Consider the following 17,470-nt stretch of genomic DNA (forward strand, 5'->3'; position numbering starts at 1 on the left):
GCAGCACCGCTGTTCTTACTATTGTCGTTTTCTTTCGTCTGTAAGGCCGAACCTTTGACAGGACGTTTTATTGTCGCGCTTGAAGTGAATACAGACTCTCAAGAACAGATCTTTTCTGTAAAGCCTGACCGGAATACATTACCGGGCCCGCCAGACATCGACCATGCAAGTAGCTACGCAGTATCAGATTCGCCCCCTGATAACAAACGATACAGACCTGACAATGACACGATAAAAACAACTCTCATGGAGTCGACTTCGTGGCAATCGCTTTATGCCACGAACCCGCTGGTTGCTTATGAACTGATCCTGACCGCCAGGGGCGCCACTGTGGTTGCCACCCTTTATTCATGGCTACCCGCCGAAGGAGCTATCGCTGTCGGCTGGCTTTTAAAAAACTATTGGAAGCCCGATTCATGGCTCTTTAACCCAATGAAGCAACAAGAGATAAATCAGGATCACCCGTTTGTCATCACCACTATGATGCACGGCTCGAGACATGACCAGCAACAACGACAGCCGTCAGAGTCATCCCGCCATCAAGCCCCAAAAGCCACTACCCGTCCTGAAGGCTGTGCCTCCAGCCTCCTGCATTCTGAATCTGGCGACGATAACGGAGACCCACAACAACACTCACATACTTTGGGCTTAAATTGTTTCGTCTATCCCTGTCATGGCGTTTGTAGATTCCGACCATCATCTGATTCATCCGATAGTAGAACGTCGGACTGTGAGGCAGACCATACGAGAGAATTAGCCGAAGAAAGCTCATGCCCTCATTTGGCCAATAGACACTGCTATCGTTGCCAGTTAGTGATCGGGGTCGCCTCAGACGGGATCGCTTCAGACTCAGTGGGCGCTGATACAGCCAATAAAACTCAGCCCAATGTGACAGCAAACTGCAACGTAATAGAGATCGATGAAAATGGCCAGCTGCGCCAGTGCGGGAAGTTCTACAAGAAAGTCCAAACCCTGTCGGCTCACAAAAGAAGATACCACACCGAAGAACAGGCCTGTGAAACGACTGTGGTCGGACAAAATGGCCAGCCGCGGCCTTGCGGGGCAGTCTGCAAGAATGCTGGAGCCCTGATGGTTCACAAAAGCAGCGTCCACACTGGACAACAAACCTGTCACTTAACATTAGTCGCCGAGGATGGCCAGCTGCGCCAATGTGGGAAGCTCTACAAGAATGCCGGAGCCCTGTCAGCTCACAAAAGAAGAGAGCATACCGGACAACAAACCTGTCACTTAACATTGGTCGGCGAGGATGGCCAGCAACAGCCATGTGGAGTGGTCTGCCGCAATGCTCGGGCCCTGACGTCTCACAAAAGAAGATATCACACCGGACAAAAAGTCTGCGATCTAAGAGTGGTCACAGAGAATGGCCAACTACGATCATGTGGGACGGTCTGCAAGAGCGCTCAAGCCCTCTCGGTGCACAAAAGATTTACTCACACCAGTCAACAAGTCTGCGATACAACCGTGGTCACAGAGGATGGCCAGCAGCGGCCATGCGAAAAGGTCTGCAAGAATGCTAAAACCTTGTCAGAGCACAAAAGCAAGTACCACACCGGGCAAAAAACCTGTGACGTAAACGTGGTCGGGGAGGATGGCCAGCAGCGGCCATGCGAAAAGGTCTGCAAGAATGCTAAAACCCTGTCAGAGCACAAAAGCAAGTACCACACCGGGCAAAAAACCTGTGATGTAAACGTGGTCGGGGAGGATGGCCAGCAGCAGCCATGCGGAAAGGTCTGCAAGAATGCTCAAACTTTGTCAGAGCACAAAAGCAATTACCACACCGGGCAAAAAACCTGTAACGTAAACGTGGTCGGGGAGGATGGCCAGCAGCAGCCATGCGGAAAGGTCTGCAAGAGCGCTCGAGCCCTGACGTCTCACAAAAGAAGATATCACACCGAACAAAAAGTCTGCGATCCAAGAGTGGTCACAGAGGATCGCCAACAGCGGTCATGTGGAACCATCTGCAAGGATTCTCAGGCCCTGTTTCATCACAAGAACAGACATCACACAGGGCAACAAACCTGTCAAAAGACTGTGTTCGGGGAGGATGGCCAGCATCGGACATGCGGGAAGCTCTGCAAGAATAGTACAGTTATGGCATATCACAAAAAAACACACAGAAAACGCAAACCAACTGAAGGAGAACAGAACGCTGCGCCAGCCCTCAAAAAGTAAAGTGAATAAATAACAATCTGAGATCAACACTTTTATTCAGTTTTCTCAGTAATGCTTTGGTTTATTGCAGAAGATCTTCGATTGAAAAACATGCTTATTTCATAATCTATCCTTTCTCTCCTGTAACCCGGAAAGCAAGGATAGAATTATTAAACATTCACCCTTTGCAGCACCGCTGTTCTTACTATTTTTGTTTTCTGTCGTCTGTAGGGCCGAACCTTTGACAGAACATTTTATTATCGCGCTTGAGGAGAATACAGGTTCTCAAAAGCAGATCTTTTCTGCAAAGCCTGACCAGCTCAGGTTACCGGGCCCGTCAGACATCGACCATGCAATTAGCTGCGTAATATCAGATCCGCCCCCTGATAATAAACGACACAGATCTGACAATTACAGGATAAAAAAATCTCTCATTGAGTTGATTTACTGGCCAGGGCTTTATGCCACTAACCTTCTGGTTGCTTATGAACTGATCCTGACTGCCAGAGAAGTCACTCTGAGTGCCACTCCTTATTCATCGCTACCCGCCGGAGGAGCTATCGCTGTCGGCTGGCTTTTAAAAAACTATTGGAACCCCGAGTCACCACTGTTTAACCCGATTAAGCAACAAGAGATAAATCAGGATCACCCTTTTGTCATCACCAATGTGATACCCGGCCCAGGACATGACCAGCAACAACGCCAGCCGTCAGAACCATCCCGCCATCAAGCCCCAAAAGCCGCTACCCGTCCTGCAGGCTATGTCACCAGACTCCCGCATTCTGAATCTGCCGACGGTGACGGAGACCCACAACAAAACTCACATACTTTGGGTTTAAATTGTTTCATCTATCCCTGTCATGGCGCTTGTAGATTCCGATCATCATCCGATTCACCCGATAGCGTAACGTCGGATTGTGAGGCAGACTACACGGAAGAAATAGCCGAACAAAGCTCATACCCCCATTTGGCCAATAGACACTGCTATCATTGCCAGTTAATGGTCGGGGTCGCCTCAGACTCAGTGGGTGCTGATGCAGCCGATAATACTCAGCCCATCCGGCAAGCAATCTGTAACCTGATAGGGTTCGATGAGTATGGCCAGCTGCGCCAATGTGGGAAGCTCTACAAAAATGCCCAAGCCCTTGCGTCTCACAAAAGAAGATACCACACCGGGCAACAAACCTGTGACGCGATTGTGATCGTGCATAATGGCCAGCCGCGGCCTTGCGGGGCAGTCTGTAAGAACGCTGGAGCCCTGATGGTTCACAAAAGCAGCGTCCACACTGGACAACAAACCTGTCACTTAACATTAGTCGGGGAGGATGGCCAGCTGCGCCAATGTGGGAAGCTCTACAAGAATTCCGCAGCCCTGTCGGCTCACAAAAGAACAGAGCATACCGGGCAACAAACCTGTCACTTAACATTGGTCGGCGAGGATGGCCAACAACAGCCATGCGGAGTGGTCTGCCGCAATGCTCGAGCCCTGGCGTCTCACAAAAGAAGATATCACACCGGACAAAAAGTCTGCGATGTAAGAGTCGTCACAGAGGATGGCCAACTGCGCTCATGTGGGACGGTCTGCAAGAGCGCTCAAGACCTCTCGATGCACAAAAGATTTACTCACACCGGTCAACAAGTCTGCGATACAACCGTGGTCACAGAGGATGGCCAGCAGCGGCCTTGCGAAAAGGTCTGCAAGAATGCTAAAACCTTGTCAGAGCACAAAAGCAATTATCATACCGGGCAAAAAACCTGTGACGTAAACGTGGTCGGGAAGGATGGCCAGCAGCAGCCATGCGGAAAGGTCTGCAAGAGCGCTCGAGCCCTCTCGTCGCACAAAGGCAGATTCCACACAGGGCAAAAAACTTGTCACGTAAACGTGGTCTGGGCGGATGGCCAGCAGCGGCCATGCGAAAAGGTCTGCAAGAATGCTAAAACCTTGTCAGAGCACAAAAGCAATTATCATACCGGGCAAAGAACCTGTGACGTAAACGTGGTCGGGAAGGATGGCCAGCAGCAGCCATGCGGAAAGGTCTGCAAGAGCGCTCGAGCCCTCTCGTCGCACAAAGGCAGATTCCACACAGGGCAAAAAACTTGTCACGTAAACGTGGTCTGGGAGGATGGCCAGCAGCAGCCATGCGGGAGAGTCTGCAAGTCACTCAGAGCTCTATCGGATCACAAAAGAAGACACCATAGCGGGCAAAAAACCTGCAATACAAAAGTGGTCACAGAGGATGGCCAGCATCGGATATGCGGGAAGGTCTGCAAGAATGCCAGGGCTATGGATTCTCACAAAAGAACACATAGAAAACGCAGACCAGCCGAAGGAGAACGGGGCGGTGCCTCAACCCTGAAAAGGTAAAGTAAATAAAGACCTGAGATCAGCACTTTTATTCAGTTTTCACAGTAACCCCCTGGTTTATAGCAGAAGATCTTCGACCGAAAAACATGCTTATTTCATAATCTATCCTTTCCCTCCTGTAACCCGCAAAGCAAGGATAGAATTATTAAACATTCACCCTTTGCAGCACCGCTGTTCTTACTATTGTCGTTTTCTGTCGTCTGTAAGGCCGAACCTTTGACAGAACGTTTTATTATCGCGCTTGAGGAGAATACAGGTTCTCAAAAGCAGATCTTTTCTGAAAAGCCTGACCAGCTCAGGTTACCGGGCCCGTCAGACATCGACCATGCAATTAGCTGCGTAATATCAGATCCGCCCCCTGATAATAAACGACACATATCTAATAATTACAGAATAAAAAAATCTCTCATTGAGTTGATTTACTGGCCAGGGCTTTATGCCACTAACCTTCTGGTTGCTTATGAACTGATCCTGACTGCCAGAGACGTCACTCTGAGTGCCACTCCTTATTTATTGCTACCTGTCGAAGGAGCTATTGCTGTCGGTTGGCTTTTAAAAAACTATTGGAACCCCGATTCATGGCTTTTCAACCCGATTAAGCAACAAGAGATAAATCAGGATCACCCGTTTGTCATCACCACTATGATGCGCGGCTCGGGACATGACCAGCAACAACGTCAGCCGTCAGAATCATCCCGCCATCAAGCCCCAAAAACCACCACCTGTCCTACAGGCTATGTCTCCAGCCTCCTGCATTCTGAATCTGGCGACAGTAACGGAGACCCACAACAACACTCACATACTATGGGCTTAAATTGTTTCGTCTATCCCTGTCATGGCGTTTGTAGATTCCGATCATCACCCGATTCATCCGATAGCAAAACGTCGGATTGTGAGGCAGACCACACGAGAGAAACAGCCGAACAAGGCTCATTCCCCCAATGGGTCAATAGATACAGCTATCGTTGCCAGTTAGTGGTCGGGGTCGCCTCAGACGGGGTCGCCTCAGGCTCAATGGGTACTGATACAGCTGATAAAACTCAGCCCACCGGGTTGGTAATCTGTAACCTGATAGAAGTCGATGAGGATGGCCAGCTGCGCCAATGTGGGAAGTTCTACAAGAATGCCCGGGGCCTCTGGACTCACAAAAGAAGATACCACACCGGACAACAAACCTGTGACGCGACTGTGATCGGGCAGAATGGCCAACCGCGGCCTTGTCGGGTAGTCTGCAAGAATGCTGGAGCCCTGTCGTCTCACAAAAGCAGCTTCCACACTGGACAACGAACCTGTCACTTAACATTGGTCGGCACTGATGGCCAGCAGCTGCCATGCGGGACGGTCTGCAAGACCGCAAAAGCCCTGTCGGATCACAGAAGAAGACACCACTCAGAGCAAAAAGCCTGTAACCTGACGGTGGTTAGGGAGGATGGTCAGCAGCGGACATGCGAAAAGATCTGCAAGAGCGCCAAAGCCCTGTCGTATCACAAAAGAAGAGAGCACACCGGGCAACAAACCTGTGACGTGACCGAGGTCGGACAGAATGGTCAGCCACGGCCCTGCGGGAAAGCCTGCAAGAATGCTGTAGCCCTGTCGTCTCACAAGAGAAGATACCATACAGGGCAAAAAACCTGTAATTTAATGATGTTCCGGGAGGATGGCCAACAGCAGCCATGTGGAACCATCTGCAAAAATGCCCAAGCCCGGTTGCATCACATGAGCAGAGACCACACCGGGCAACAAACCTGTCAAGTGACTATAGTCGGGAATGATGGCCAGCAGCGGACATGCGGAAAGGTCTGCAAGAATTCTCAAGCCTTGTCGGAGCACAAAAGCAGTTACCATACCGGGCAAAAAACCTGTGCCCTAACCGTGGTCGGGGAGGATGGTCAGCCGCGACCATGCGAAACCGTCTGCAAGAATGCCAAAGCCTTGTCGGATCACAAAAGAATATACCACACCGGGCAACAAACCTGCGACGCGACCTTGTTCGGGGAGGATGGCCGCCCGCGATCATGCGCAATGGTCAGCAAGAATGTTAAAGCCTTATCGAATCACAAAAGAACATTCCACACCGGGCCACAAAACTGTGACGTCACTGTGGTCGGACAGAATGGTCAGTCACGGCCCTGCGGGAAAGTCTGCAAGAATGCTGTAGCCCTCACGTCTCACAAAAGAAGCTTCCACACTAAACAACGAAACTGTCACTTAACCTTCGTCGGGAAGGGTGGCCAACAGCGGCCATGCGGAGTGGTTTTCAATAATGCTAAAGCCCTGGCTAACCACAAAAGAATACATCGTAAGCGCAAGTCTGTTGATGTGGACCAGGACGATGATCCTCAGTCCTCCAAAAAGTAAAGCAAGAAATTAACGATCTTTAACAGAAAGTATTTGACAGAAAAGCACTCTTATTTTCTTGATCTATCCTTCCTCTCTGTAAACCGGAATGCAAGGATAGAATTATTAAAGACTCACTCTTTGCGGCACTGCTGTTGCCGCTAATGTTGTTGCCCTTCACCAGCCAGGCGGAACCGTTGACGGAGCGTTTTATTGTCGAGCTTCAACAGGATGCAGGTTTTCCAAACCAGAGCTTTTCAATAAAGACAGACCGGCGTCTATTGTCCGTTAACCCGTCAGTCATTGCCTACATAAACGGCGATGCAGGACCAGATTTACCTCCTTATTATAAACGACAGAAGAATATCAGTTACGAGGTAATAACACCCCTCATTGAGTCGATTTACTGGCAGTTACTTTACTCCACGAATCTGCTGGTTGCCTTCGAGCTGATCTTTACCACCAGAGACACCTCTCCCAACCCCGCTCCTTATTCATGGCTACCGGTAGAAACGGTTGTTGCTGTCGGTTGGCTTTTAAAAAGCTATTGGACCCCCGATTCACCGCCGCTGAATCTGGTTCAACAACAAGAGATAAGTCAGGATCACCCGTTTGTAATTACTGCTATGATGCCTGGCTCTGAACATAACCAACAACAAGATCAACCATCAGGTTCATCGGACCAGCCCCCCGAAACACCCTTCAACCCTCTAAGCTATTTCATTAGACTTTTTTATTTCAGCTCCGGCGAAGGTAACGGAGACCCTCAACAACAGTCGCATACTTTGGGTTTAGATTGTTTCGTCCATCCCTGTAATGGCGTTTGTATATTCCGGCCACCTTCCGAAAGTCTGGCAAGCCCTGCAGGATCTGAACCCGGACAAAACTCATGCCCTCATTTGACCAATAATCACTGCTATCGTTGCATCAGGCATTCTGACCCTGAAATCGAAACATCGAATCCCCCCCTTGCCATTCAGCTCCAATCCGCTTCTGGCCAGCAATCTCACATATATACCATTAATAACAGACCGGCCAATAGGTGCAACGTAATAGTGTTAAACAGTGATGGCCACCTGCAACCTTGCGGAAAGGTCTACAAGACAGCACAATCCCTGTCGGAACATAAAAGAGGTATTCACAGCAAGCAACAAACCTGTGAAGTAACCGTGGTTGGGGAGGATGGTCAGCGGCGGCCATGCGGCTTGGTTTGCAGAAATTCCAGAGCCCTGTCATCTCATAAACTCAGGCACCACACCGAGCAACCAGTCTGTGACATAACAGTGGTCACAAAGGATGGCCAGCAGCGACCATGCGGGATGGTCTGCAAGAATCCTAAAGCCTTCTGGGATCACAAAAGAAGACTCCACACCGGGAAAAAAGCCTGTGACGCAATCGTGGTCGGAAAAGATGGTCGGCCAAGGCCATGCGGGAGGGTCTGTAAAAATATCAGCTCCCTTTCGGATCACAAAGGCAGGCAGCACAGCGGGCAAAAAGCCTGTGACGTAAACATGGTCACAGAGAATGGTCAGCAGCAACCATGCGGGAAGATCTGCAAGAGTGCTGGAGCCCTGTCGGAACACAAAAAAAGAAACCACAATCGACCAAGAATCTGTGACGAGCACATTGTTGGAGAAGATCCGGAGTCGCAACCATGCGGGAAAATCTTCATTAGCGCTCAAGCACTGTGGTTTCACAAAAGAAAAGACCACACCGGGGAACAAACCTGTAACTCTACGATGGTCGCAAAGGATGGCCAGCAGCGGCGATGCGGGAAGGTCTACCGGAATATTAAATCCCTATCTGAGCACAAAAGTAGATATCATCAAAAACGCAAGCTTGTTGATCTGGAGCAGCATGATGACCTCAGCCCTCCAAAAGGTAAAGCAAGTAACGATCTTTGACAGGAGGCTTTTGACAGAAAAACACGCTTATTCTTGATCTATCCTTCCTCTCTGTAGACCAGAATGCAAGGATAGAATGATTAAACACTCACTTTTTGTAGCATCACTATTACTGCTACATTCGCTGTTTGCCATCGGTCAAGCCGATCCGTTGACAAGACGTTTTATTTTCGAGTCTCAACAGGATTCAGGTTTTCCAATAAACAAAGACCGGAGATTATCGGGTAACCCGTCAGTCATTGCCGACACAAGTCGCTATACAGGACAATATTTACCATCTTATTATAAACGACAAAAACATTATGAGGTAAAAGTAACCTTCATTGAGTCGATTTCCCGGCAGTTGCTTTACGCCACGAATCTGCTGGTTGCCTTCGAAGTGATCCTGACCTCCAGAGATGCCCATCTGAGCTCCGCCCCTTATTCATGGCTACCGGTAGAGACGATTGTCGCTTTCGGCTGGATTTTAAAAAGCTATTGGAACCCAGATTCAGCGCTGCTTAATCTGATTCGACAACAAGAGATAAGTCAGGATCCCCCGTTTGTGATTACTACTATGATGCCTGGCTCCGGAAATAACCAACAGCAAGGTCAACCTTCAGGATCATCGGGCCTGCAGACCCCCGCAGCCCCCGGCCATCCGATAGGCTATTTCACCAGCCTTCTGTATTCCGAATCTGGCGAAGGTAACAGGAACCCTCAACAACAGCAACATACTCTCGGTTTAGATTGTTTCGTCGACCCCTGTTATGGCGTTTGTAAATTTCGATCACCCTTTGAAAGCATGACAAATCTTGCAGAAGCAACACCCGAACAAAACTCATGTACCTATGTGGCCAATACACACTACTATCTTTGCATCAGGCATTCTGATCCTATAAACGAAACATCGAATGATTCCCCTGCCATTACACTCCAATGCTTATCTTGCGAACTATCCCGGGCACATGGCATTGATGGCAATCCAACCAATAGCTGCAACTCTGAAGGAGTCGCCTCAAACTCAACGGGTGCAGGCACAACCGATATAAGAGCTTCTGCCGAGCAAGCAACCTGCAGTGCGATAGTGGTCGGGGAAGATGATCATCTGCAACAATCCGGGAAAGCCTTTCAAAGTGCTAAAGCCCTGTCGAATCAGAAAAGAAGAATCCATACAAGGCAAAAAAACTGTGAGGTGACCGCGGTCAGGGAGAATAGCCAGCAACAGCCATGCGGAGTGGTTTGCAAAAACGACAAATCTTCGGCGCCTCACAAAAGCAAATACCCTTGTGGGCTAAAAACCTGTGACGTCACTGTGGTTGGAGATGATGGTCAGCAGCGGCCATGCGGAAAGGTCTGCAAGAACTCTGGTTTCCTGTCGGATCACAAAGTCAGATGCCACACCGGGCCACAAAACTGTGACGTCACTGTGGTCGGACAGAATGGTCAGCCACGGCCCTGCGGGACAGTTTGCCAGAATGTTAAAGCCCTTTTGACTCACAAATGCAGATACCACAGCGGGCAAAAAACCTGTGCCGCAACAGTGATCGGGAAAGATGGCCAACAACAGCCATGCGGGAAAGTCTGCAAAAATGCTTCAAACCTTTTGAGTCACAAAATAAGGAAGCACAGCGAGCAAAAAACCTGCAACGTAGCAGTGGTCGGAGAGAATGGCCAGCAACGACCATGCGGGACGATCTGCAAGAATGCTGGAATCCTGTCGGATCACAAAAAAAGAAAACACACCCCACAAAGAACCTGTGACGTGGAGATTGTTGGAAAACATGGCCAGCCTCAGCCATGCGGGATGTTCTGCAAGAATTCTCATGCCCTCTGGGCTCACAAAAGCAGAGCCCACGGCGAGCAACAAACCTGCGACGTGATCGTAACTGGAAAAGACGCTCAGCAAAGGCGATGCGGAAAGGTCTTTAAGAATAATCTGACCCTTTCTGAGCACAAAAGAAAATATCATCTAAAACGCAAGTCTGTCGACGTGGAACAGGATGGTGACCTCAGCCATCCAAAAGGTAAAGTAAGTAACGATCTTTAACAGGAGGCTTTTGACAGAAAAACACGCTTATTTTTTTGATCTATCCTTCCTCTCTGTAGACCAGAACGCAAGGATAGAATGATTAAACACTCAATTTTTGCGGCATCGCTATTACTGCTACATTCGCTGTTTGCCATCGGTCAGGCCAATCCGTTGACAAGATACTTTATTGTCGAGTTTCAACAGGTTTCAGGTTTTCCAAATCAGAGTTTTTCAATAAAGCAAGACCGATGCTCATTGTCGGGTAGCCCGTCAGTCATTGCCGACACCAGCGCCTGTACAGGACAAGATTTACCACCTTATTATAAACGACAGAAACCGATCCGTTTTGAGGTAAACGCAGCCTTCATTGAGTCGATTTCCTTGCGGTTGCTTTGCCTCAGAAATCTGCTGGTTGCCTTTGAACTGATCCTGACCTCCAGAGACGCTCCTCTGAGCTTCGCCCCTTATTCATGGCTACCGATAGAAACGATTGTCGCTTTCGGCTGGCTTTTAAAAAGCTATTGGAAGCCCGATTCAACGCTGCTTAATCTGATTCGACAACAAGAGATGAGTCAGGATCACCCGTTTGTGATTACCGCTATGATGCCTGGCTCCGGAAATAACCAACAACAAAGTCAACCTTCAGGATCATCGGGTCTGCAAACCTCCGCAGCCACTATCCAACCGCAAGGCTATTCCACCAGCCTTCTGCATTCCGGCTTTAACAAGGGTAACGAAAACCCTCAACAACAACACCGGCATACTCTGGGTTTAGATTGTTTCGTCCATCCCTGTTACGGCATTTGTAAATTCCGACCACCGTCTGAAAGCGTGGCAAGCTCTACAGAAGCAACACCTGGACAAAACTCATGCCCCCGTTTGGCCAATAGATACTCCTATCTTTACATCAGGCATTCTGATCCTGCAAAAGAAACATCCAATGATTCCCCTGCCATTCGACTCCAATACGTTTCTGGCCAACTATCCCGGGCACACGGCATTGATGGCAACCCAGCCAATAGCTGCAACTCTATAGGGTTCGCCCCGGATTCAACGGGTGCGGTGACAACCGATATAGCGGCTCTTGCCGAGCAAACAACCTGTAATGCGACAGTGATCATGAAGGACGGCCATCTGCGGCAATGCACGAAAGCCTTTAAAAGTGCTCAAACCCTGTCGAATCACAAAAAAAGAATCCACACAGGGCAAAAAAACTGTGAGGTGACCGTAGTCGGGGAGAATGGCCAGCAGCAACCATGCGGGGTGGTTTGCAAAAATGACCAATCTCTGGCGTCTCACAAAAGCAAATACCATCGTGGGCCAAAAACCTGTGACCTGACCGAAACCGATGAAGATGGCCTGCAGCGGAGATGCGGGAAGGTCTGCAAAAATGCTGAAGCCCTTTCGAGTCACAAAAGAAGACACCACACCGCTCTAAAAACCTGTGACGTGTTCCTGATCGGAAAGGATGGCCAGCAACGGCCATGCGGAACAATCTGCATGAATCCTCAAGCCCTGTGGTATCACAAAAGACGCACCCACACCGGGCAACAAACCTGTGACGTTATTACGGTCGGGAAGGATGGCCAGCAGCAAGCATGCGGGAAAGTCTACAAAAATATTCAAACCCTGTCGGATCATAAAAGAAAATACCATACCAGGCAAAGAACCTGTAACTTGGCTGTAGTCGGGGATGATGGTCGTCAGCGGCCATGCGAACAGGTCTGTAAGAACTCTGGTTTCCTGTCGGTTCACAAAAGAAGATACCACACCGAGCAAAAAATCTGTGGCCTGCCCAAGGTCGGGAAAGATGGCCAGCAACGGCCGTGCAGAAAGATCTGCATGAATGCTCAAATCTTTTCGGAGCACAAAAGTAAAGTCCACAGTGGGCAAAAAACTTGTGGCTTGGCCGTTGTCGGAAAAGATAGCAATCCGCAGCCATGCGGAAAACTCTGCAAGAATGCAAGAGCCCTGTCAGATCACAAAAGAAGAAAACACACCGGGCAACAAACCTGCAACCTGATCTTGGTCGATGAGGATGGCCAGCAACGGCCATGCGGAAGGGTCTGCAAAAATACCAGAGTCCTGTCCGATCACAAAAGAACACATCGAAAACGCAAGTCTGTTGATGTAAACATGAATAATGAGCTCAGCTCTCCAAAAGTTGAATCGATTGAATAACGATCTTTAACAGAAAATTTTTGAAAGAAAAACACGCTTATTTTCTTGATCTATCCTTCCTCCCTGTAAACCGGAATGCAAGGATAGAATGATTAAACACTCACTCTTTGCGGCACCGCTGCTGCATCTATTGTTGATGTCTTCCATCTGCCAGGCCGAACCGTTGACAAAACGTTATATCGTCGATTCTCAACAGAACTCAGGTTTTTCATACCAGAGCTTTCCAATAAAGCCAGACCTGCGTTCAGTGTCGGGCAGTCCGTTGTTCAATGCCGAAATAAACGGCGATGCAGGACCAGATTTACTCGCTTATTATAAACGACAGAAACTTATCAGTTACGAGGTAACAGCAACCTTCATTGAGTCGATTTCCTGGCAGTTGATTTTCGACACGAATCTGCTGGTTGCCTTCGAACTGATCCTGACCAGCAGAGACGACCCTCTGAGCCCTACCTCATATTCATGGCTACCGTTAGAAACGTTTGTTGCTGTCGGCTGGCTTTTAAGATGCTATTGGAAGCCCGATTCATCGCTGTTTAATCTGATCCAACAAGAGACAAGTCAGGATCACCCGTTCGTGATTACCACTGCAATGCCTGACTCCGGAGATGACCAAAAACAGGCTCAAGCATCAGAATCGTACGGCCAGCAAGCCCTCGAAACACCCATCCACCCTATAGGTTATTTAACCAGTCTTCTGAATTCTGACTTTGATGACGGTAACGAAGCCCCTCAACAACACTCACATACTTTGGGTTTAGATTGTTTCGTACATCCCTGTCATGGCGTTTGCAGGTTCCGACGATCAACCGACAGTTCACATTCAATGTCTGCAGGAACTGCATATAGCGACCTTGACGGGCCACTCGACGATGATAGACCAATACCCTGGGATTTGTCTGTCACTGCCGATGATTTGGCTATAGTCAGAGGGTTACTCAGTTTACGTGGTCATAGTCTTCTAAAAGAAACCGAAATTTCCTCCAGACATACCGATTTAATCCCTCAAATGGAAACTTCAGAAACACAACTAACAACAAGATCATCCCAATTGGGTCAAAAACCATCTCATCTTTCTCGTACAGTCAAGGTACCAGCCACGAACCAAACCGGACAACGACCCCATGATGTAACCGCAACTGGGGAGAATAGCCAGCAGCAACAATGTGGGGTGGCCTGCAAGAAGACTCAATCTCTTTGGAGCCACAAAAGCAACTACCACACCAGGCAAAAAATCTGTAACGCGACAGTGGTAGGGAAGGACGGCCAGCAGTCGCTATGTGGAAAGACCTACAAAAATATTCAAGTCCTTTCAACTCACAAAAGAAAATACCATACCGGGCAAAAAATCTGTAACTTTGCGGTAGTCGGGCAGGATGGGCAACAGCGACCATGCGGGACGGTCTGCGAGAATACTCTAGCCCTGTCGAATCACAAAAGAAAAATACATACCAGACAAAAAACCTGTAACCTGGCCTTGGTCGGGGAAGACGGCCTGCAGCGGACCTGCGGGAAGGTCTGCAAAAATGCTATAGCCCTTTCGGATCACAAACGCAGATACCACAGCGGGCAACGAACCTGTAAATTGACCGTGGTCGGGGAGGATGGCCAGCAACGGCCATGCGGGACGGTCTGCAAGAATGCCTGTGCCCTTTCAGATCACAAAAGAAAAGGCCACACCGGGCAAAAAACCTGTAACTTGATCGTGGTCGGTGAGGATGGCCAGCAACGGCCATGCAGGATGACCTGCAAGAATGCTGGAGCCCTGACGAATCACAAAAGCAGATACCACACCGGGCAACAAACCTGTAAAGTGACCGAGGTTGGGGAAAATGGCCAACCCCGGGCATGCGGAAAGATCTGCAATAGTCTTAAAGCCCTGTCATCTCATAAAAGCATATACCACACCGGGCATAAAACCTGCAAAGTGACCATGGTGGGAGAGGATGGTCAGCAACGTTCATGCGCGACGGTGTGCAAAAATACTGTAGCTCTGTGGACTCACAAAAGCAGATACCATACCGAGCAACAAACCTGTAAAGTGACCGTGGTCGGGGGGGATGGCCTGCAACGGCTATGCGGGACTCTGTGCAAGAATTCCAAAGCCCTCTCAGATCACAAAAGCAGATACCACACTGGACAACAAACCTGTAAAGTAACCATGGTCTGTGAAGATGGCCAGCAGCGGCCATGCGGGGCCGCGTGCAAGAATTCTAAAGCCCTGTCAGATCACAAAAGAAACAAGCACACCGGGCAACAAACCTGCAACCTGATCGTGGTCGATGAGGATGGTCGGCAACGGCCATGTGGAAGGGTCTGCAAAAATATCAGAACCCTGTCTGATCACAAAAGAAGACATCGAAAACGCAAGTCTGTTGATGTAAATCAGGATAATGAGCTCAGCTCTCCAAAAGTTAAATTGATTGATTAACGATCTTTAACAGAAGACTTTAGAAAGAAAAACAGGCTCATTTTCTTGATCTACCCTTCCTCTCTGTAAACCAGAAAGCAGAGATAGAATGATTAAACACTCACTCTTCAAGGCAATGCTGTTGACGCTATTGTTGTTGTCTTTCATCTGTCAGGCTGATCCGTTGACAAGACATTTTATCATCGAGCTTCAACAGGATTCAGGTTTTCCAAACCAGTGCTTTTCAATAAAACCGGACCGGCGTTCATTGCCGGGCAACCCGTCAGACATTGCCGACATAAACGGTGATTCAGGACCAGACTCAGCACTTTATTATAATCGACAGAAACCTATCAGTTACGAGGTAATAGCGACCCTCATTGAGTCAGTTTCCTGGCAGTTACTTTACGCCACGAATCTACCGCTTGCCTTCGAACTGATCTTGAACACCAGAGCCGCCCCTCTGAGCCCCACCCCTTATTCATGGCTGCCAGAAGAAATGGTTTTTGCTGTTGGCTGGCTTTTAAAAAACTACTGGAACCATGATTCACTGCGGTTAAACCCGATTGAGCAACAAGAAATGACTTCTATGTTGACACAGTGGGATCAGCCTTTTGTGAGCACCATTATGCTGCATGGTAACAGAGATGACCAACAACAAGGCCAGCTACCAGAGTCATCTGGCCAACAGACCCAACAAGCCACCACCCAAACTACAAGCTCCTTTACCAGCGCCCTATATTCTGGCTTCGGCGAAGGTAACCTGGATCCTCAACAACGACCACATACTTTGGGCTTAGATTGTTTCATCCATCCCTGTCATGGCTTTTGTAGATTTCGACCACCTTTTGAAAACATGGCAAACCATACAGACGCAATACACGGACAAAATTCATGCACTCACTTGGCCAACAGACACTGCTATCGTTGCATCAGACATTCTGACCCTGCAAACGAAACATCAAATGACCCCCTTGCCATTCTGCTCCAATGCGCTAAGACACGACGATCTCAGGCACGCGACTCAGTCAAGACAACGGCCCCTGCCGGGCAAGCAACCTGCAAACTGATAGTCATTGAGAAAGATGGTGGGATTCGGCAATGCGAGAAAGCTTTTAAGAGTACTCGAGCCCTGTCGAGTCACAAAAGGAGAATCCATACCGGACAAAAAACCTGTGAGGTAACCGTGGTCGGGAAGGATGGCCAGCAGCAACCATGCAGGGTAGTTTGCAAAAATGCCCAATCTCTGGCATCTCACAAAAGCAAGTACCATTGCGGGCTAAAAACTTGTGACACGGCCTTGGTCGGGGAAAATGGCCTTCGGCGGACATGTGGGACAGTCTGTAAAAATGCTGTTGCCCTTTCGGCTCACAAACTCAGACAACACGCCGGACAACAAACCTGTCACGTTATAATGGTTGGAGACTATGGCCAGCAACGGCCATGTGGGGTGATCTGTAAGAATGCCAAAGCCCTTTCGGAACACAAAAGAAAAAGCCACGGCGTACAAAAAGCCTGTAAAGTGATCGTGGTCGAGGAGGATGGCCAGCGACGGCCATGCGGGAAAGTCTGCAAAAATGCTTTAGCCCTGTCGAATCACAAGCGCAGATATCACACCGGGCAACAAACCTGTAAAGTGACCGTGGTCGGGGAGGATGGCCAGCAACGTCCATGCGGGAAGGTCTGCAGGAGTGTCTGTGCTCTTTCAGATCATAAAAGAAAAGGCCACACCGGGCAAAAAACTTGTAAAGTAATTGTGGTCGGAGAGGATGGCCAGCGACAGCCATGCAGGAAGGTCTGCAAGAATGCTGGAGCCCTTACGAATCACAAAAGCAGATTCCACACCGGGCGACAAACCTGTGATGTGATCGTGGTCGGGGAGGATGGGCAGCCGCGGCCATGTGGAAAGGTTTACAAGAATTCATATACCCTGTCCAAGCACAAAAGAATACTTCACAAACGCAAGCCTGTTGATGGGGACCAGAAGGACGGTCCCAGCCCTCTATAAGGTAATGTGAATAAGTAACCACCTTTAGCAGAAGGTTTTTGACAGAAAAACACGCCTGCTTTCTTGATCTATCCTTCCTCTC

8 protein-coding genes are annotated in these 17,470 nt (G+C 49.0%); all 8 read left to right on the plus strand.

Translation table 11 applies throughout. From position 1 onward, the window contains the following. Positions 1-21 precede the first annotated feature (21 nt). The 8 genes from P6910_RS20820 (at position 22) to P6910_RS20855 (ending at position 17,388) form a co-directional block, all read left to right on the plus strand. Positions 22-2,193 (plus strand): hypothetical protein, encoded by a 2,172-nt coding sequence (locus tag P6910_RS20820; RefSeq protein ID WP_317143173.1) that lies wholly within the window; start codon positions 22-24, stop codon positions 2,191-2,193. 418 nt (positions 2,194-2,611) lie between these two features. Beyond that, positions 2,612-4,537 (plus strand): hypothetical protein, encoded by a 1,926-nt coding sequence (locus tag P6910_RS20825; RefSeq protein WP_317143174.1) that lies wholly within the window; start codon positions 2,612-2,614, stop codon positions 4,535-4,537. Between the two features lie 216 nt (positions 4,538-4,753). Beyond that, positions 4,754-6,895: a hypothetical protein gene (locus P6910_RS20830; protein ID WP_317143175.1), complete on the plus strand. Its 2,142-nt coding sequence runs from the start codon at positions 4,754-4,756 to the stop codon at positions 6,893-6,895. A gap of 143 nt (positions 6,896-7,038) precedes the next feature. Continuing rightward, positions 7,039-8,778, plus strand: coding sequence for a hypothetical protein (locus tag P6910_RS20835; RefSeq protein WP_317143176.1), 1,740 nt, complete (start codon positions 7,039-7,041; stop codon positions 8,776-8,778). A gap of 76 nt (positions 8,779-8,854) precedes the next feature. Further along, entirely contained in the window at positions 8,855-10,807 is a 1,953-nt protein-coding gene (locus tag P6910_RS20840; protein ID WP_317143177.1) for a hypothetical protein, read from the plus strand. A gap of 78 nt (positions 10,808-10,885) precedes the next feature. Beyond that, the gene (locus tag P6910_RS20845; RefSeq protein WP_317143178.1) at positions 10,886-12,970 is read left to right on the plus strand and encodes a hypothetical protein; all 2,085 of its coding nucleotides are present in this window, start codon (positions 10,886-10,888) and stop codon (positions 12,968-12,970) included. A gap of 88 nt (positions 12,971-13,058) precedes the next feature. Beyond that, on the plus strand, positions 13,059-15,401 hold the full coding sequence (locus tag P6910_RS20850) for a hypothetical protein (protein WP_317143179.1): 2,343 nt from the start codon (positions 13,059-13,061) through the stop codon (positions 15,399-15,401). Positions 15,402-15,489: 88 nt separating this feature from the next. Beyond that, on the plus strand, positions 15,490-17,388 hold the full coding sequence (locus tag P6910_RS20855; RefSeq protein WP_317143180.1) for a hypothetical protein: 1,899 nt from the start codon (positions 15,490-15,492) through the stop codon (positions 17,386-17,388). Positions 17,389-17,470: the final 82 nt, after the last annotated feature.

It is taken from the genome of Endozoicomonas sp. 8E (assembly GCF_032883915.1).
Lineage (GTDB): Bacteria > Pseudomonadota > Gammaproteobacteria > Pseudomonadales > Endozoicomonadaceae > Endozoicomonas_A.